The following is an 18,955-nucleotide window of genomic DNA, read 5'->3' as shown; positions in this document are numbered from 1 at the left end:
CTTATTAATAACCTTTAATCATTTTGAGCAGATACTGACCATAAGCATTTTTCTTCAACGGTTCGGCTAATACTTTTACCTGCTCAGCATCAATAAACCCTTTACGATAAGCAATTTCTTCCGGACAGGAAACCTTTAGTCCCTGGCGCTCTTCAATGGTGGCAATGAAGTTGCTTGCTTCAATAAGACTTTGATGCGTCCCTGTATCCAGCCATGCATAGCCACGCCCCATCATAGCGACAGACAAACGTCCTTGTTCCATATAAATACGGTTAATATCGGTAATTTCCAGTTCACCTCGGGCAGAAGGCTTAAGGTTTTTCGCCATTTCCACAACGTCATTGTCATAGAAATAAAGCCCAGTAACCGCATAGTTACTTTTTGGTTCCAGCGGTTTTTCTTCCAGGCTAATTGCAGTACCGTTATTATCAAACTCCACGACACCATAACGTTCAGGATCATTAACGTGATAGGCAAATACCGTTGCACCACTTTCTTTGTTAACAGCTACGTCCATTAACTTCGGCAGGTCGTGGCCGTAGAAGATATTATCACCAAGTACCAAAGCACAATCATCACCACCAATAAACTCTTCACCGATAATAAACGCCTGCGCAAGACCATCCGGACTCGGTTGCACTTTGTACTGAAGATTCAGGCCCCACTGGCTCCCGTCACCCAGCAGTTGTTGAAAACGAGGAGTATCCTGTGGTGTACTGATAATCAGAATATCGCGAATACCCGCTAACATCAGTGTAGAGAGCGGGTAATAGATCATCGGTTTATCATAAATCGGTAACAGCTGTTTACTGACGGCCATCGTCACAGGATAAAGACGAGTACCAGAACCACCCGCCAAAATAATACCTTTACGCGTTTTCATTTCATCATTCCTTTTAATACATCTTGCTCCACCATTACGAACAAGATGCAAAAACTATTAAATTGCTGTAGTCGTAAATAATTCGTTAAGCATTCGTTTCACGCCAACCTGCCAGTCAGGCAAGACAAGCGCAAAGTTCTGCTGAAATTTTTCTGTATTAAGGCGAGAGTTATGTGGACGACGAGCTGGTGTAGGATAGGCTGTTGTTGGTACTGCGTTGAGCTTGTTGAGTGCAAGGGGAATGCCTGCTTTGCGCGCCTCTTCAAAAACCAGCGCAGCATAATCGTGCCACGTTGTGGTACCACTAGCTACCAGATGGTACAAGCCTGCGACTTCCGGTTTATTCAGTGCCACACGAATAGCATGTGCCGTACAATCAGCCAGTAACTCTGCGCCAGTTGGCGCACCAAACTGATCATTAATAACGGCTAATTCTTCACGCTCTTTTGCCAGACGCAACATTGTTTTGGCGAAGTTATTTCCTTTACCTGCATAGACCCAGCTGGTCCGGAAAATAAGGTGCTTCGCACAATGCTCTTGTAATGCTTTTTCTCCCGCTAACTTGGTTTCACCGTAAACATTTAGCGGTGCGGTTGCATCCTCCTCCTGCCATGGTATTTCACCGGTCCCCGGAAATACGTAGTCAGTAGAGTAGTGAATAACCCAGGCGCCGACTTCATTGGCTGCTTTCGCGATCGCTTCGACACTCGTCGCGTTCAGTAATTGTGCAAACTTCGGTTCTGATTCTGCTTTGTCTACTGCGGTGTGAGCGGCTGCGTTGACAATAATATCAGGCCGAATGCTTCTTACGGTTTCAGCTACACCTTCAGGATTACTAAAATCACCACAGTAATCAGTGGAGTGAACATCAAGAGCAATCAAATTACCCAGAGGTGCCAGAGCACGCTGTAGTTCCCAACCTACCTGCCCTGTTTTGCCAAAAAGGAGGATATTCATTACTGGCGGCCCTCATAGTTCTGTTCAATCCACGATTGATAGGCACCACTTTTCACATTATCAACCCATTTTGTATTGGACAGGTACCATTCCACCGTTTTACGAATCCCACTCTCAAACGTTTCCTGTGGTTTCCATCCCAATTCGCGACCAATCTTCTCAGCATCAATCGCATAACGGCGATCGTGTCCCGGACGATCGGTAACATAAGTAATTTGCTCGCGGTAAGATTTCTCTTTCGGGACTATCTCATCCAACAAATCACAAATAGTGAACACTACGTCGATGTTTTTCTTTTCGTTGTGTCCACCAATGTTATAAGTTTCGCCCGCTTTACCTTCGGTTACGACGGTATATAACGCTCGAGCATGATCCTCTACATACAACCAGTCGCGGATCTGATCTCCTTTGCCATAAATAGGTAATGCCTTACCTTCCAGTGAATTAAGAATAACCAGTGGAATAAGCTTTTCCGGGAAATGATAAGGACCATAGTTGTTCGAGCAATTAGTCACAATGGTCGGTAAACCATAAGTACGTTTCCATGCGCGAACCAAATGATCGCTGGAAGCTTTAGAAGCAGAATATGGACTACTTGGCGCGTATGCTGTCGTTTCCGTAAATAGCGGCAACGTTTCATTGCTATTTACTTCATCCGGATGGGGTAAGTCACCATACACCTCATCAGTAGAAATATGATGAAAACGGAAGTTTTTTTTCTTTTCATCATCCAGACCAGACCAATAATTCCGAGCCGCTTCTAAAAGGACATAAGTACCCACAATATTGGTTTCAATAAATGCCGCAGGGCCTGTAATTGAACGGTCAACATGGCTTTCAGCTGCCAGGTGCATCACTGCATCCGGCTGATGCTGAGCAAAAATCCGTGCCATTGCAGCTGCATCACAAATATCCGCATGTTCAAAGAAATAGCGTTCAGAATCAGAAACATCTGCAAGTGATTCCAGGTTTCCGGCGTATGTTAATTTATCGACATTAACAACACTATCTTGCGTATTATTTATTATGTGACGAACAACAGCAGAACCAATAAATCCTGCGCCACCAGTAACAAGTATCTTCACTTTTTTATTCCATATAGCCAGAGAGCATGCTGTGAAATAGACTGCTCCAGATTTGATTAATAGATGCATTAATGCACGCTACCGCCCCTGGCTTAACCGCTACCAGAGCACTGCGTACATTTCCACGATGTGACGAGCGTAACCCACTCGTGCCAAATCCGAAAAATTCAAACGCTAATTGTCTTACCAAACAGCTGTAGAAACAAGGAAAATCCTGGAAAAATTTGAACTATGATTGCAAGCTAACATGCTGTTTTTATTGTACTTATAAAAAAGACAACGGCAGTGAGATTCAATGAGCAAAACTTATGCTATGAATCTTCACTGCCGTTTTTAATTACTTACTGACCGACACTTCCAGTCAGGAATTTGTTACTCGCTTAACAGCTTCTCAATACCTTTACGGAACTTCGCCCCTTCCTTCAGGTTACGCAGCCCATACTTCACAAACGCTTGCATATAACCCATTTTCTTTCCGCAGTCGTAACTGTCCCCAGTCATCAGCATTGCGTCAACTGCTTGTTTTTTTGCCAACTCAGCAATGGCATCAGTCAGCTGAATACGTCCCCATGCACCAGGCTGAGTACGTTCCAGTTCCGGCCAAATATCGGCAGAAAGCACATAGCGACCTACGGCCATGATGTCTGAGTCCAGCGTCTGCGGCTGATCCGGTTTTTCGATAAATTCAACAATGCGGCTGACTTTACCTTCACGATCCAGCGGCTCTTTAGTCTGAATGACGGAGTATTCAGAGAGGTCACCCGGCATACGTTTTGCCAGCACCTGGCTGCGGCCCGTTTCGTTGAAACGTGCAATCATGGCAGCAAGGTTGTAACGTAGCGGGTCGGCGCTGGCATTGTCGATCACAACGTCTGGCAGTACCACGACAAATGGGTTGTCACCAATGGCAGGTCGCGCACACAAAATGGAGTGGCCTAAACCTAAAGGTTCGCCCTGACGCACGTTCATAATGGTCACGCCCGGCGGACAGATGGACTGTACTTCCGCCAGCAGTTGACGCTTCACGCGCAGTTCAAGGAGAGATTCTAATTCATAAGATGTATCGAAGTGGTTTTCGACCGCGTTCTTGGACGCATGAGTTACCAGGAGGATTTCTTTGATCCCTGCAGCCACAATCTCGTCAACAATGTACTGAATCATTGGCTTGTCGACGATCGGTAGCATCTCTTTGGGAATCGCCTTAGTGGCAGGCAACATATGCATCCCTAGACCCGCTACAGGAATAACTGCTTTTAAATTCGTCATTATTTCATCCACCTGTAAAATGGTTGCTGAATTATAGCTTGTTCGATTTTTTTCGCCAGCATCAATTACCCTGAATTGATTACTGAATTACTTGTGATGTTACGCCGCTTCGTTGTGGATTGCAGTAGCATTGTTCCTAAGTATGACTCCATTTTTCCAGGAATGGTCGCAAATCTACTCTCTCCGTTCCGGCAATCTAAAGTTAATCTTTTCCACATTAACAATATGGTGATTAATCCTGTCGATATCGACGGAGCTTTGCCCTTTTTCATTCACCGCATGAACATTTGCAAGAGACAGCAGTGTTTCTTTTTTCGCCATAAACACGCCTCGAACGTCTTTGCGCATGTCAAAGTTCATGCTCAATGCTGGTCCAACTGAGGATTCCTGCATCACATTGATATTACGCATAAAAAGATGTTGCGGTTTGTTGTGTAACTCCAGCGACGCACGCTTCATCTCAATGTTAGTCAGCGCCACAAAGGAGACAGCATTCCCGGCGGAGATTTGGATGCCGCGCAATTTATAAGCAAGATGAGTATTATCCAATTGAATATCATTCACTCGGAAATTCTGCGGTATCGAGAGATATTTGCCTTTAATTACCCCATAGCCGATTAACATCCCGGCACTATTAATCATTTCAATATTATCAATCACAAAGTTGTCACAACCATAAATAGCAACTGTGGCGTTATCAATACCTGCTTTCTTACTGAAATCCGGCGTGATATTACGAGCTTTGATATTACGGATAACAAAATGTTTACCATTTTCAACATGGATCAGTTGCCGACAATCCGATCCCGTGATATTCGCCACGACAAAGTTTTTCACTGCCTGATCTTCTGGGTAATTATTATCATAAGTGCTTCCCGCAAGGCCTATGCCAATGCCCCAGTTGATTTTGCCATTAGTACAGTTGATGCGCTCGATGACATGGTCGGATATCAAAATATCACTGTCGTTAATCGCCACGTTCCATTCAATAGCGTCGCCCTGTAAGTCGCTGAACTTACAGTTGGTGATGTTGGCACCGATTATCTGGTTATGAAATCCCTGGCGTAAGATGGCGTAATTAGCGTGGCTAACGGTCAGGTTATCGATGGTCAGGTTGTGCATGACCCGTTTGTTTTTGCCGCCGATATAAATCTGCGTTACCGGACCAAAGCCGCTCATCGCCAGCCCTTTGATGGTGCAGTCAGAGCCGCGCACATCCAGGGTGATGTTATGCATACTGCCGCCCCCCTCCCCTGTCACCTGGCTGCCGTCCTGTAAGACAAATCGCCCTTTGCCGTTGCCGCGCAGGCTTCCAAGGATGTGTAACGTTTTGCCAGGAGGAATGAAGATGCCGGTGTTGATATTGTCACAAACCAATCCGGCGGGCACGACGACCGTTTGCCCTTCGCTGAAGGCTTGTTTAAATGAGGCGATCCAGTCGTGAGGGTTGTAGTCGTTAATGTTAACGCTTTGTTGAGCGGGAAGTGCGCGGGCGAAAGGCGTATGGAGGAAGGCAAGCACAGAACTTGCCGTCAGGAAGGTGCGTCGGGAGAGTTTTTTAAATGGCATGCGTTCTCCTCTATAAAGCCTGCAGCAAGCTGGCGAGTTCTCGATTGATCACCTGCTGGTTAAAATCGTGTTCGACTTTTTCGCGAGCACGTTTGACGACAGGAGCCAGTTCGTCGCTGTCCAGTTGGCTAAACGCCGCCAGTCGTTGCGCCAGTGCGCGAGCATCGTTCTCAGGCACCAGCCAGCCGGATTTGTCAGCCTCCACCAGTTCAGGAATTCCGCTATGCAGAGTAGAAACCACCGGAATACCGACCGCCATCGCTTCCATTAGCGCCACCGGAATACCTTCCATATCGCCATCCGCACCCGTAACCGATGGCAACAGGAAGACATCCGCGTCATCGAGCATCTCTTTCACTTCATGGCTCGGTTTAAAGCCCGGCATCTCCACCACATCTTCCAGTTGATATTGTTCGATGAGGGTGCGCAGGCGTCGTTCCCACGGGCCAATGCCGAGGATGCGATAGCGAAATGCCACGCCCTGCTCTTTCAACTGACGGCAGGCTTCAATCGCCACATGCAGGCCTTTTTTCTCGGTTAAGCGTGCGACGGAAATGATTTCCAGCGGCGTTGCAGGCGCTTTCACCGGACGCGGGCTAAAGCGCGTCATGTCCACGCCCATGCGCGATACGGCGATTTTTTCCCTCGGGCAGCCCATTTTTTGCAGCCTTCCGGCCCACAGATCGCTTATTGGTAGCATCAGGTCGCCACGGCGAAACAGTTGCTGATATTCGGGAGTGTAATGGTTGAGCACCTCCCGACTGGAGATATCAATGCCGTGGAAGATAGTGGCAATTTTGCCGCGAATGACACCCAGTTCGCGGAGTTTTGCTGCGGTTACCCCCGCAGGGCCAAAATGTGCGATAAAGACATCGGCATGTAACGATGTTGCGACCTGACCACAAATGGCAGACAAAATCAGGTTCCGCGACTCTGCGCCATAGCGTTTGAGGTTGAGCGCCTGCCAGGTATTTTTACGATGAATGCCGCGTAAGGTCTGGCTGGCTCGGTGGCGCAGCTTCGCCACTTTGCCCGTAGGTTCGTCCTGTAACCAGCGGGTTCTGGCGGCAAGGTTGTATTTCGTCCATGCCGCGTGGGTGTTTTGTGTGTCGCCTTTTTGCAACGCGACAATCTCCACCTCAAAGCCCATATCAATAAACGCAGTGATTTGGTTGAGGACGAAGGTTTCCGACGACAGCGGAAATTTCAATAAAAAGAAGCCGACCTTCATTTCACCTCCCCGATGCGCTCAAGCACAGACTGCACCATCTGCATTCCTGTCTGACGTTCGCGACTGACGGCTTCGTTAAGTCGTGCGTTCAGCGCCGGAAGTTGGCCTAAGGTATCCGCAACCATCGCTTGCAGGCTGCCGTCTAATAAATGACGGATATCAATCGCCATCTCCGGTAGTCCCAGCTGCTGCATGATCCCGGCGGATTTATGTTCATAGTTGATGGCAATCGCCGGGGTGGCAAAGTTCATTGAGATAATGGCGGAGTGCAGGCGCGTACCGACGGTGAGTTCACAGGCCCCCAGAATTTTGCCCATTTCCAGATCGTTGAGTTCATCCATCACCACGTGGTAACGGGCAGGATCGCTGATGTGCTGGCGCAGATTGAGCGCCACCATGCGGTCGTCTTTGTTATAGCTGTCGATGCCCGTACAGGTGGAGAGCGCAATCACCTGATAGCCTTCGTCGAGAATGCGATTGACCACCCCGGCAAAGGCTTTTTCATACGCTTGTTGAGTGGTGCCGAGGCGTTTGTCGAACGGTGCCAGTTCACGCAGGGTAATGGCCACCGCTTTCTGTTGTGCGGCAACGTCCAGCCAGTGTTGAACAGCATAGCTGGCGGTGAAGTCTTCTGTGTGGTGATCGACCAGCCACGCGGTATCGACGCCATGTTCAACTTTTGCGGTAGTGATATTGCTGCGTTTCATCAAATCAAGGCTGACCGATTCGCGCAGGATCAGCGCGTCGCAGTGACCAAAAACGTAGTTCGCCAGTTGGTTAAATTGCTTATCCTGGAACGGGCCGACGCTGTGACCAATCATAAACAGCGGCTTTTTCGCCATAAACGTGCAAAGCGCATGTTCAAACTGCGGCACGCCATAGAGATCGACAAAAAACGATCCGCCGACCTGAATAATGGCGTCGTAACCTGACAGCAGGCGCACGAAGTCAGTGAATCCCTGGGCGATGGCGATATTACGCAACTTGCCAGTGTCGGTGACGCGTGAGAGCAGTACCTGATGTTGGTAACGGCGACGGAGGACTTTTTTAACGCGCCCGACAACGCCCGCTGCACTGTTGTGTTGTTTCATTTGCAGGAACAGCGGATCGCCCATTACCGGGCGGTTGAGCAGCCAGGAAGAACTGACCGGATAGCGACTCATCACGTCCACTTCGGCATGTGGATTGAGGATATTGATGGCATCAAGTAAGCCGCGCAGGATGGCGCTGTCGCCGCGATTGCCGCAAGTGTGGTTGCCCAGAATAAGTAATTTCATTTTTTCCTCATAAATTTGATGCCAGGTGAGGCTGTGTTTGTTGTTTTCATTGCTGTTTTTTGCCTGATGCGACGCTGACGCGTCTTATCAGGCCTACAAGATCCGAGCACAGAACCGTAGGACGGATAAGGCGTTCACGCCGCATCCGGCATTCAGTGCCTGATGCGACGCTGACGCGTCTTATCAGGCCTACAAGACCCGAGCACAGAGCCGTAGGACGGATAAGGCGTTTTACGCCGCATCCGGCATTCAGTGCCTGATGCGACGCTGACGCGTCTTATCAGGCCTACAAGATCCGAGCACAGAACCGTAGGCCGGATAAGGCGTTCACGCCGCATCCGGCATTCAGTGCCTGATGCTACGCTAACGCGTCTTATCAGACCTACAAGATCCAAGCCCAGCCCCCCAGGACGGATAAGGCGTTTTACGCCGCATCCGGCAACCGTTGCCGGAACCGAAAACAACCATTCACCCCGCCCGTAAAAGCATTTTCATTTTTTCGCTGCGACAAAACTGACGCTTCACTTCCACCACCAGCGGATGGCGCGACAGCACAATCATCACCACAAACGCCAGCACGCCCGTGGCTATTTGCACCGCCAGCAGCATCCCCAGCGCCAGTTGCCCTTTCAGCACAATGCCCAGCGCATAACTGACCACCAGCGTCGGCAGCGAGAGATAAAACGGCAGCCACAAACTCAGGATGTACTGGCGATAACTGGAACCGAGCACCGGTTTAATCATCACGAAATAGCTCAGAATGGTGTTGATAATCTGCACCAGCAGGAAGCCAAGCGTGACGCCGATTGCGCCCGCCATCTGCCCACCAATGATGATTGCCGGAATAAACAGAAAGGTTTTGAATACGTTGAATTTAAAGCTGATATCGACCCGCGCTTTCGCCATCAGCAGCGAACCAATCGGGTTACCCACGGAGCGCAGTAGCCCCACAATACACAGCAATTGCAGCACCGGAATAATGCTGCTCCACTTTTCGCCAAATACCAGCGGTACAAAGTTATTCGACACCACCATTAGCCCCAGCAGCGCCGGAAAGTTGATAATCCCCACCACCGACAGCAGCTTGTAGAAGTTGACGCGCAGCTTTTCTGTATCGTCCTGAATTTTGGCGAACGCCGGAAACAACACGCGGGTGATGATCGGGTTCAGCTTCATCGGTGGCACAACGGCCACGTTGTACGCCAGGTTGTATCCCCCAGCCACGCCCGCGCCGAGAATACGCGCCAGCACCAGCGTTGAAAGGTTGGTGTTGAGATAGTTGATGATGCTGTCCGCCGTCAGCCAGGCACCAAAGCGTAAGTTCGGTGCCACCGACGCCAGCGAGAAATGCAGACCGGGGCGATAAATTTTGCGGCCAAAGTAGCCAAACAGCAGCGTTCTCACCGCACTATTGACCAGATAACCGAGAATCGCGGTCATCGCCAGCGGCCAGAAATGGGCGCTAACCACCGTAAAAGTAAAGCCCGCCAGCACCGCGCTGGTTTCGATCATGCCGATTTTGTTGAACTCCAGCTCCTTTTGCATCAACGCGCGGAACTGTTGCCCGTGGGGGATCACCACAAACGCCAGCGACAATGTTTTAATCAACGGTGCCAGGTCCGGGTTATTCAGCAAGTCGCCGATGAGATCACTCAACAAAAACACCGCCACGCACACCACGATCCCCAGCCCGACGTTCAGCCAGTACAGCGTGGTGAGTTCAAGGTGGCTGATTTCTTTTCGCTGAATAATGGAGTTAGCGATACCGAAGTCAGAAAGCGTATCTGCCAGCGCGATGATCACCAGCGACACGGTAAGCAAACCGAACTGGTGGTTATCTATAATCCGCGCCAGCACAGTCATTTGCACCAGACCGAGGCCGATGATGATCACCGTGGCAATCGCCGACCACTTCGCGCCGCTGATGGTTTTTTCACGTAAGCTCATATCAATATGCCGCTTTGTTAACGAAGCCCTTGAATACCGTCAGGAAAACGATTTTGATATCGAACCAGACGCTCCATTCGCGGATGTACTCAAGGTCGAACTCGACGCGTTTTTCCATTTTCTCCAGCGTGTCGGTTTCGCCGCGCCAGCCGTTAATCTGCGCCCAGCCGGTAATGCCCGGTTTCACTTTATGGCGCAGCATGTAGCCTTCAATGAGCTGGCGATACTGTTCGTTATGCGCCACCGCGTGCGGACGCGGACCGACAATCGACATCCCGCCAGTCAGCACATTGATAAACTGCGGCAATTCGTCCAGCGAGGTGCGGCGCAGAAAGTTCCCCACTTTGGTGACGCGCGGATCGTTCTGCGTCGCCTGGGTCACCACTTTGTCGTTCTCCATCACTTTCATGGAACGGAACTTCCACACTTTGATCGGCTTGCCATCCATGCCGTAGCGAGTCTGGCGGAAAATAACCGGCCCCGGTGAGCTCAGTTTCACCGCCAGCGCAATGCAGCACAGCACCGGGGAGATCAGCAGCAGGATAAGCGTCGCCAGCACAATATCTTCCGCACGTTTTATCAGGCGGTTAACCCCGGAAAGCGGCGTGTCATACAGCGGCACCACCGGTACGCCGTTCATCTCTTCGATACGGGAATGGAGAATGTTGAAGGTAAAGACATCGGGGATCAGCAGCACCGAACAGGTGGTGTCCGCCAGTTGATGGACCAGTTTTTTCACTCGCGCGCCGTCGCACATCTGCATCGCGATATAGACGTTATGAATCTTGCCCGCTTTCGCATCCTCGACCAGCTGTTGCAGATTACCCGCCCAGTCGTTAGAAACGCCACCCGGTTTCGGGTCGTGGTAAACGCCCACCACTTCAAACCCTAACCACGGCTGATTACGGAAGCTCTCCATCAGCATTTGTCCGGCGGCTAAATCCCCCGCCACCGCGACCATGCGCTTGTTATAGCCATGATTACGCAGCCAGCCCGCCCCAATACGAATACATGAACGGCAAACCACCAGTCCGATGCTGGTCAGCCCATACCACGCCAGCCAGATTTTCAATTGCGTGTCGAAATCATTGTTGAACGCCACCAGTCCGGCGCTGAAAATCACGCTTAACGTCCAGTTTTGTAGCAACAGGGCAAATTCTGTCGCTGCCCGAACACCGCGCCATGAGCGATAAAAATCGGTGATGCCGCCCAGCATCTGGAACACCACCAGCGTAATCAGCGCCACCAACAGGTGCATGTAGAGGAATGACAGTCCGCTCACTTCGCAAACCAGCCATAGCCCGGCAAACATGATGGTGATATCTGAAAAGCGTTGCACCATAGAGATTAACGATGCATTGGTTTTCGCTCGCTCGCGCTTTTTTAGATTTGTCATCGTTGTTCCTGTTTTTAGCCCCTTACCCGCAGTGGGGGTAAGGGAAGATCCGACATTACTCGTTCAGCAACGTCAGCAGAGTTCGCGTTCGCGCTTCCATCAGCGGCACATCACCGCGTGATTCCACATTCAACCGCACCACCGGTTCGGTGTTGGAGGAGCGCAGATTAAAGCGCCAGTCGGCAAAGGTCATGCTGATGCCATCGGTACGATCCACCGCCAGTGCCTCACGGCTAAAATGCTGTTCCACGCGGTTAATCGCCTCAACGGGTTGCGCCAGTTTGCTGTTGATCTCACCGCTTGCCGGGAATGCCGCCATCCGGTCGCGCACCAGTTCGCCCAGCGTTTTTCCTTTCAGACACACCAGTTCGGCGACCAGCAGCCACGGGATCATGCCGCTGTCGCAGTAAGCGAAATCACGGAAGTAATGGTGGGCGCTCATTTCGCCACCGTAGATGGCGTCTTCCTTGCGCATACGTTCTTTAATAAAGGCGTGTCCGGTTTTCGACATTACCGGGGTGCCGCCTGCGGCAGTCACCACATCAACGGTGTTCCAGGAGAGACGTGGATCGTGGATGATCTTCGCGCCGGGATTTTTTTCGAGGAACGCTTCTGCCAGCAAACCGACAATGTAGTAACCCTCGATAAACTGCCCTTTTTCGTCAAACAGGAAACAGCGGTCAAAATCGCCATCAAAAGCAATGCCCATATCCGCGCCGTGTTTAATGACCGCATTGCGGGTGTCGTCGCGACATTCCGGCAGTAGCGGGTTAGGAATACCGTTGGGGAAATTGCCGTCCGGCGTGTTATGCACTTTGATTAACTCCACCGGTGCGCCGAGGGCTTTAAAGCGGGCTTCAATGGCGTCCACCACCGGACCCGCCGCGCCGTTCCCGGAGTTAATCACCAGCTTGAGCGGCGTGAGGTTTTTGACGTTGATATAACCGAACAGGTGATCAACGTAAGCGTCACGCAGATTGATTTGCTGATAGCGACCGCGTTTGGTTTCATCGACGGGAGGAAAGTCGTTGGCTTCTGCCAGACGCTGGACGTCGCGCAGTCCGGTATCGCCGCTGATCGGGCGAGCCCCTTCGCGCACCAGCTTCATGCCGTTGTAATCCATCGGGTTATGGCTGGCGGTAACTTCAATGCCGCCATCCACGCCGAGATGGAACGTGGCGAAATAGATTTCTTCGGTGCCGGACATGCCGATATCCAGCACGTCGACGCCCGCATCCTGTAAACCTTTCGCCAGCGCCAGTTTTAAGGTTTCGCTGGTGAGGCGGACATCACCGCCTAACACAATGGTTTTCGGTTTGAGAAATTCGCCATAGGCGCGACCAATGCGCCAGGCGATATCTTCATTCAGTTCTTCGCCTAATTTCCCGCGAATATCATAGGCTTTAAAGCAGGTTAATTTTTTCATATCGTTACCCTTTTTCAGGCAATAGTTGGCCCTGACCGAAACGGCCAATTTTGTTTTTGTCGTTATTTACATCGCGGTTTCGCATTCATTGCCTGATGCGACGTTTACACCCGTCCGTAGCGATCCGCGAAGCGCACCACATCATCCTCTTCGAGATAAGAGCCGGAGCGCACTTCAATTAAATCGAGCGGAATTTTCCCCGGGTTTTCCAGGCAATGCGTCGCCCCCAGCGGAATATAAATGGACTCGTTTTCACCAAGCAGTTTGATATCACCGTCGATAGTGACTTTTGCCGTTCCCGCGACAACCACCCAGTGTTCCGCGCGGTGATGATGCATCTGTACCGACAACCCTTCGCCCGGTTTCACGGTGATGCGTTTCACCTGGTAGCGGTCGCCCGCGTCGATAGAGTCATATTTGCCCCACGGACGATACACTTCGCGATGCACCCGATGCTCATGGCGACCATCAGCTTTGATCTGCTCGACCACTTTTTTCACATCCTGCACCGCGTTACGGTCAGCAATCAGCACTGCATCTTTGGTCTGCACTACCACCAAATCTTTCACCCCGACGGTGGTGACCAGGCCAGATTCGGCATACACATAGCTGTTTTCAGTTTTGTGATTAATCACATCGCCATGGCAAACGTTGCCCTCGGCGGTGTGGGCACTGATCTCCCATAAAGAGGACCAGGAACCGACATCACTCCAGCCCGCATCCATCGGCACCACAACGGCATCTGCCGTGCGTTCCATGACCGCGTAATCTACCGACTCTTCCGGACAGGCGAGAAACGCCTCTTCATCCACACGAATAAAATCGAGATCCGGATCGACGGCGCTCATCGCTTTTTCACAGGCATCGAGAATATCCGGACGATACTTTTTCAGTTCTTCGAGATAACGTCCGGCACGGAACAGGAACATACCGCTGTTCCAGTAATATTCGCCACTTGCCACATAGGCCTGCGCGGTTTCCAGATTCGGTTTTTCGACAAACTGCGCCACTTCAAAGGCCACCGTATCCTGCTCACCCGCCGACACTTCACCGCGACGAATATAGCCATATCCGGTTTCAGGTAGATCCGGCACAATGCCGAAGGTCACCAGCTTGCCCGCTTCGGCATACGGCATGGCATTACGCACGGCGGCACGGAACGCGTCTTCATCGGCAATCACATGATCCGCCGCCAGCACCAGCATTAATGGGTCGTTCTCCGGGCTATGACGTTTTGCCGCCAGCGCCGCCAGCGCAATGGCAGGTGCGGTGTTACGCCCCGCCGGTTCGAGAATAATGTTCTCGGTGAGTTTATTTAGTTGACGCAGCTGTTCCGCGACAATAAAGCGGTGCTGCTCATTGCAAATCACCACCGGGCTTTCGCACTCCACGCCGTTCAGGCGGCAGATGGTGGTTTGCAGCATGGTGAGATCGCCTTTCAGGCATAAAAACTGCTTGGGGTAAAGTACGCGGGAAAGCGGCCATAAGCGGCTACCGGAGCCACCTGCCATCACAACTGGATAGAGTTTCGACTGCGCCATAATTATCCCCGAATATCATTTATAAATTGACGTAACACGTTCTCTTTATCGAGCGTGCGTTCGGCATATTCACGTGCCACCGTGTTGTGTTTGGGCAGCAGGAGCGCCTGACGAATCCCCGCCACCAGCGCCTCGACCGATTCCGGTTCCACGCAAACCGCAATGCCCGGAAAGGTTTCGCAAAGCTGCCCCAGTTCGGTGTGGGCTTCTGCGGTAATCACCGCGTTACCGCCTACCGCCAGAATATTGGTCAGTTTCGACGGCAATACGGCATCTGCCGCGCCGCGTTTTTGCACCACCAGATGGCAATCCCCCATCTTCAGCAGTGCGGGTAAAGCGTCATACGATTGCAGCGGAAAAAATTGCATGTTGCGCAGTCCACGCTGCTGCGCCATTTTTTCCAGCCGCGCTTTGCCGCCGCCCTGCCCGACAATGGCAAAAATAAGCGGTTCATCGCGCAGGCGATCGGCAGCTTCAATAACGTTTTCCAGCCCCTGCTTTTCACCAATATTGCCGGAGTAAAGAATGATTTTTTTGTTATCCGGCAGGCCAAGCTGGTTACGAAGGGCATCAACATCGGCGTCTGCGACATGCTGAAAACGGGCGATTTCCGACCAGTTTGGGAAGAAAATGACGTTTTCCGCCGCCACGCCTTTTTCGATGGCTTTATTCATCATCGAACGCGAAATCGTGGAGACGTTATCGACGTTATGCAGTCCGCTACGTTCGAACGCCGTCGCCAGCTGTGCCACTTTGCCGCCTTTGCCTTTTCCGGCAAGGCCCAGCCCCAGCATGGCGTCCACTTCGTAATCCTGAATATGCAGCACGGTACGCGCACCAGAGAGTTTCGCCAGCAGGCGCATTCCCGGCGTGCAAAACAGCGTTGGCACTACGCCGATAATGCGATCCGGCTTCCAGCGACGTTGCGCCATCAGTGGAAAGAAACTGCTGACGGCAAAACTGCCGAGATGCAACAGGCGTTTCAGAGTGCTCGGCTGTTTTGGCACGTACAGCGGGCAGCGCCACACCATGGCGGCCCCCTCTTCCCGTTTGTACCGCCAGGCGGAATAGTTCTCGCCCACCTGCCACTGCGGGTAGTAAGGCGGCGCGGTAATGACCCGCACCTCATGACCTTGTGCCGCCAGCCATTCCACCATCTCGCCGGTGTATTTGCCGATGCCGGTTAACTCCGGCGAGTAGTTAATGCCGTAGACCAGTATTTTCATAATCCGGGTACTCCGGCACGCTTCTCAGCGAGAAAATAGGCGCGGCTGTTAGCGTGAACATTGTCACTGGCGAGCAACGCGTCCGGCGTCAGCCAGCGGTAATCGTCATGCTGCTCATCCGGCAGTAACAGCTCTTCCTCCGCTACTCTGAAGCGAAAACCGAGCACCACATAGTGAGTGGTAAAATCCGAGCCGGAGAAGTTATCGTCATAAAAGTGCTGCCAGACACCGTAAAACTGGCCTGCTGTTATCGGCAGACGCAACCCCAGTTCCGCCATCGTCAGCCGCTCAAATGCGGCTTCCAGCGTTTCGTCTTTCTGCACGCGCCCTCCCGGCACAAACCAGTAACCCTGCGCCGGGCGGTTGGTTCTTTTGCCAAGCAGAAACTCGCCGCGACTGTTCTCGACAATAAAGTCGAGAGAGACAAGCGGAGTGGAGCGCACTACCGTGGCAAAGTCTTCCTGACGTAAAAACATCATTACCCCCGAAAGCGGTCTTGATTCTCAAGGAACCACTGGTAAGTGCTGGCAAGCCCCGCTTCCAGTGAGATTTCGTGATACCAGCCAAGCTGATGCAGCCGCGTCACATCCAGCAGTTTGCGCGGCGTGCCATCCGGTTTGCTGGCATCAAAAACCACCCGACCTTTGTAACCCACCACTTTGGCGATGGTTTGCGCCAGCTCACGGATAGTGCAGTCAACGCCCGTGCCGACGTTAATGTGCGACAGCATCGGCTGGGTGTTCTCCTGCCAGACTTCGTGTGCCAGCTCCATGACATGAATGCTCGCCGCTGCCATATCATCAACGTGTAGAAATTCGCGCATCGGCGTACCGCTGCCCCACACCACCACGTCCGGCGCATTCTGTGCCGTCGCCTCATGGAAGCGACGCAGCAATGCTGGGATCACATGCGAATTACTCGGGTGGAAGTTGTCGTGTGGCCCGTACAGGTTGGTTGGCATGACTGAGCGGTAATCCCGTCCGTACTGGCGATTGTAAGATTCACACAGTTTGATCCCGGCGATTTTGGCAATGGCGTAAGGCTCGTTGGTCGGCTCCAGCGTGCCCTGCAACAACTCGCTTTCTGCCATCGGCTGTTTTGCCAGTTTCGGGTAGATGCAGGACGATCCGAGAAACAGCAGTTTGTTCACGTCGTTCTGATGCGCGGCGTGAATGATGTTGCTCTCAATCATCATGTTCTGGTAGATGAAATCTGCCGGATACGTGTTGTTGGCAACAATACCACCCACTTTCGCCGCCGCCAGATAGACCTGGTCAATGCTTTCGCTGGCAAAGAAATCATGCACCGCGCGGCTGTCCAGCAGGTTCAGTTCATCGCGGGTGCGTAATACCAGCTCCACATCACCGCGCTGTTCGAGCTGCCGCCTGATGGCGGAACCGACCATCCCGCGATGGCCAGCAATAAAAATGCGTTGTTTACTCATGCTTATGACTCCAGCGCGATCGCCACGTCGTAGCCGTGAGATTTCAGCAGAGAGTGTTTTTTCGCCGCTTCAAGGTCATTAGCCACCATTTCAGACACCATCTCTCTGAGGGTGATTTCCGGTTTCCAGCCCAGTTTTTCGTGCGCTTTGGTCGGGTCACCGAGCAGCGTTTCAACTTCTGCCGGACGGAAGTAGCGCGGGTCAACGGCGATAATCACATCACCCGGTTTAACGCCCGGCGCGTCATGCCCGGTGACGGAAACCACAATGCCCTTCTCTTCAACACCCGTGCCTTCAAAGCGCAGTTTGATGCCCAGTTGTGCCGCCGCCATTTCCACGAACTGACGCACGGAGTACTGAACGCCGGTGGCAATAACGAAATCTTCCGGTTGTTCCTGTTGCAGCATCATCCACTGCATTTTTACGTAGTCTTTGGCGTGGCCCCAGTCACGCAGGGAATCCATATTGCCGAGATACAGGCACGACTCCAGCCCCTGGGCGATGTTGGCGATTGCGCGGGTGATTTTGCGGGTAACGAAAGTCTCGCCACGGCGCGGGGATTCATGGTTGAAGAGAATACCGTTACAGGCGTACATGCCGTAGGATTCGCGGTAGTTAACGGTGATCCAGTAGGCGTACAGTTTGGCAACCGCATACGGAGATCGCGGGTAGAACGGCGTGGTCTCTTTCTGCGGAATTTCCTGCACCAGACCGTACAGTTCAGAAGTAGAAGCCTGATAGAAACGGGTTTTCTTTTCCAGACCGAGGAAGCGGATCGCCTCGAGCAGGCGCAGCGTACCCATCGCATCGACGTCTGCGGTATATTCCGGTGACTCAAAAGAAACCGCAACGTGGCTCATTGCCCCCAGGTTGTACACTTCATCCGGCTGCACTTCACGCAAAATGCGCGTCAGGTTGGAGGTATCACTCAGGTCGCCATAATGCAGATGGAATTTCGGGTTGCAGGTGTGCGGATCCTGATAAATGTGATCCACGCGCTCGGTGTTGAATGACGATGCACGACGCTTAATACCATGCACCTCGTAACCTTTTTCCAGCAGAAACTCTGCCAGGTAAGAACCGTCTTGTCCGGTTACACCGGTGATGAGAGCGACTTTTGACATGTCTTATTCCTCTGTATTTTTTGAATTTATTCAGTTTCAACGCGTTTGCGTATCACCACTGCGGGGTGCCCCCGACAAACCACATTTGCCGGAAGCGATTTAAAAACACTGCTTCGCGCACCCACGACGGTGCCGTCGCCGATCGTGACGCCAGGGGCAACAAAGACATCGGTTGCCAGCCAGCATTTCTCGCCAATCACAATAGGCGTGGCGTTAATGGTGAAATGTTGACTTGCATGGTCGTGGCTACCAGTGCATAAATAACTTTTTTGCGATATCACCGAATGTGCGCCAATGGTTATTTCACCGAGGGTATATAAATTGACCTCATCGCCGACCCACGCGTAATCACCTAACGTTAATTTCCACGGATAGGTAATTTTTACTGACGGACGAATGACTACGTTTTTTCCTATTTTTGCGCCGAATAAACGTAATAAAAATGCCCGCCAGCGATACAATACTTGTGGCGACCAGGCAAATATTGTTGCCTGTACTGCCCACCACAATTGCACTTTAATAGCGTTGCCACCCCGGAACCCTTTCGGCACCGAGAATCCACTTAAATCCTGCATCGTTTTCC

At 51.8% G+C, this 18,955-nt stretch carries 16 protein-coding genes; all 16 read right to left on the bottom strand.

The window, feature by feature from the left end; translation table 11 throughout:
- Window positions 1-4: 4 nt before the first annotated feature.
- Window positions 5-883 (bottom strand): glucose-1-phosphate thymidylyltransferase RfbA, encoded by an 879-nt coding sequence (rfbA, locus tag ACJHX4_RS06315; RefSeq protein WP_000857525.1) that lies wholly within the window; start codon window positions 881-883, stop codon window positions 5-7.
- A 57-nt stretch (window positions 884-940) separates the two neighbouring features.
- Window positions 941-1,840, bottom strand: a complete 900-nt coding sequence (gene rfbD, locus ACJHX4_RS06310; RefSeq protein WP_001023641.1) for a dTDP-4-dehydrorhamnose reductase — start codon at window positions 1,838-1,840, stop codon at window positions 941-943.
- Entirely contained in the window at window positions 1,840-2,925 is a 1,086-nt protein-coding gene (rfbB, locus tag ACJHX4_RS06305) for a dTDP-glucose 4,6-dehydratase (RefSeq protein WP_000699407.1), read from the bottom strand. The genes rfbD and rfbB overlap by 1 nt, the downstream gene beginning before the upstream one ends.
- Window positions 2,926-3,297: 372 nt before the next feature.
- The gene (gene galF / locus ACJHX4_RS06300; RefSeq protein ID WP_000183040.1) at window positions 3,298-4,191 is read right to left on the bottom strand and encodes a UTP--glucose-1-phosphate uridylyltransferase GalF; all 894 of its coding nucleotides are present in this window, start codon (window positions 4,189-4,191) and stop codon (window positions 3,298-3,300) included.
- A 174-nt stretch (window positions 4,192-4,365) separates the two neighbouring features.
- Window positions 4,366-5,760, bottom strand: coding sequence for a colanic acid biosynthesis protein WcaM (gene wcaM, locus ACJHX4_RS06295; RefSeq protein ID WP_001116066.1), 1,395 nt, complete (start codon window positions 5,758-5,760; stop codon window positions 4,366-4,368).
- 10 nt (window positions 5,761-5,770) lie between these two features.
- On the bottom strand, window positions 5,771-6,991 hold the full coding sequence (gene wcaL, locus ACJHX4_RS06290) for a colanic acid biosynthesis glycosyltransferase WcaL (RefSeq protein WP_000862687.1): 1,221 nt from the start codon (window positions 6,989-6,991) through the stop codon (window positions 5,771-5,773).
- Complete coding sequence (gene wcaK / locus ACJHX4_RS06285) at window positions 6,988-8,268, bottom strand: colanic acid biosynthesis pyruvyl transferase WcaK (RefSeq protein ID WP_000770830.1); 1,281 nt, start codon at window positions 8,266-8,268, stop codon at window positions 6,988-6,990. Before wcaK ends, wcaL begins: the two co-directional genes overlap by 4 nt.
- Before the next feature lie 468 nt (window positions 8,269-8,736).
- The gene (wzxC, locus tag ACJHX4_RS06280; protein ID WP_000058422.1) at window positions 8,737-10,215 is read right to left on the bottom strand and encodes a colanic acid undecaprenyl disphosphate flippase WzxC; all 1,479 of its coding nucleotides are present in this window, start codon (window positions 10,213-10,215) and stop codon (window positions 8,737-8,739) included.
- Between the two features lies 1 nt (window position 10,216).
- Window positions 10,217-11,611: an undecaprenyl-phosphate glucose phosphotransferase gene (wcaJ, locus tag ACJHX4_RS06275; protein WP_000183119.1), complete on the bottom strand. Its 1,395-nt coding sequence runs from the start codon at window positions 11,609-11,611 to the stop codon at window positions 10,217-10,219.
- 55 nt (window positions 11,612-11,666) lie between these two features.
- Window positions 11,667-13,037: a colanic acid biosynthesis phosphomannomutase CpsG gene (cpsG, locus tag ACJHX4_RS06270; protein ID WP_001296216.1), complete on the bottom strand. Its 1,371-nt coding sequence runs from the start codon at window positions 13,035-13,037 to the stop codon at window positions 11,667-11,669.
- Between the two features lie 104 nt (window positions 13,038-13,141).
- Window positions 13,142-14,578, bottom strand: a complete 1,437-nt coding sequence (gene cpsB, locus ACJHX4_RS06265; RefSeq protein ID WP_000079263.1) for a mannose-1-phosphate guanyltransferase — start codon at window positions 14,576-14,578, stop codon at window positions 13,142-13,144.
- A gap of 2 nt (window positions 14,579-14,580) precedes the next feature.
- Window positions 14,581-15,804: a colanic acid biosynthesis fucosyltransferase WcaI gene (gene wcaI / locus ACJHX4_RS06260; RefSeq protein WP_000699670.1), complete on the bottom strand. Its 1,224-nt coding sequence runs from the start codon at window positions 15,802-15,804 to the stop codon at window positions 14,581-14,583.
- Window positions 15,801-16,280: a GDP-mannose mannosyl hydrolase gene (gene gmm, locus ACJHX4_RS06255; protein ID WP_000479831.1), complete on the bottom strand. Its 480-nt coding sequence runs from the start codon at window positions 16,278-16,280 to the stop codon at window positions 15,801-15,803. The genes wcaI and gmm overlap by 4 nt, the downstream gene beginning before the upstream one ends.
- 2 nt (window positions 16,281-16,282) lie before the next feature.
- A complete protein-coding gene (fcl, locus tag ACJHX4_RS06250; RefSeq protein ID WP_000043618.1) occupies window positions 16,283-17,248 on the bottom strand; it encodes a GDP-L-fucose synthase in 966 nt (321 codons plus the stop codon).
- 2 nt (window positions 17,249-17,250) lie between these two features.
- Window positions 17,251-18,372 carry a GDP-mannose 4,6-dehydratase gene (gmd, locus tag ACJHX4_RS06245; protein ID WP_000048190.1) on the bottom strand — a complete coding sequence of 374 codons (1,122 nt, stop codon included), beginning with the start codon at window positions 18,370-18,372 and terminating at the stop codon, window positions 17,251-17,253.
- A gap of 26 nt (window positions 18,373-18,398) precedes the next feature.
- The gene (gene wcaF / locus ACJHX4_RS06240) at window positions 18,399-18,947 is read right to left on the bottom strand and encodes a colanic acid biosynthesis acetyltransferase WcaF (RefSeq protein WP_001153557.1); all 549 of its coding nucleotides are present in this window, start codon (window positions 18,945-18,947) and stop codon (window positions 18,399-18,401) included.
- Window positions 18,948-18,955: the final 8 nt, after the last annotated feature.

Source organism: Escherichia sp. WS2035 (assembly GCF_046487065.1).
In the GTDB taxonomy this organism is placed as follows: domain Bacteria; phylum Pseudomonadota; class Gammaproteobacteria; order Enterobacterales; family Enterobacteriaceae; genus Escherichia; species Escherichia coli.
Note: the sequence above shows the minus strand (reverse complement) of the source record. Positions and strands in the feature narration are given on the sequence as shown.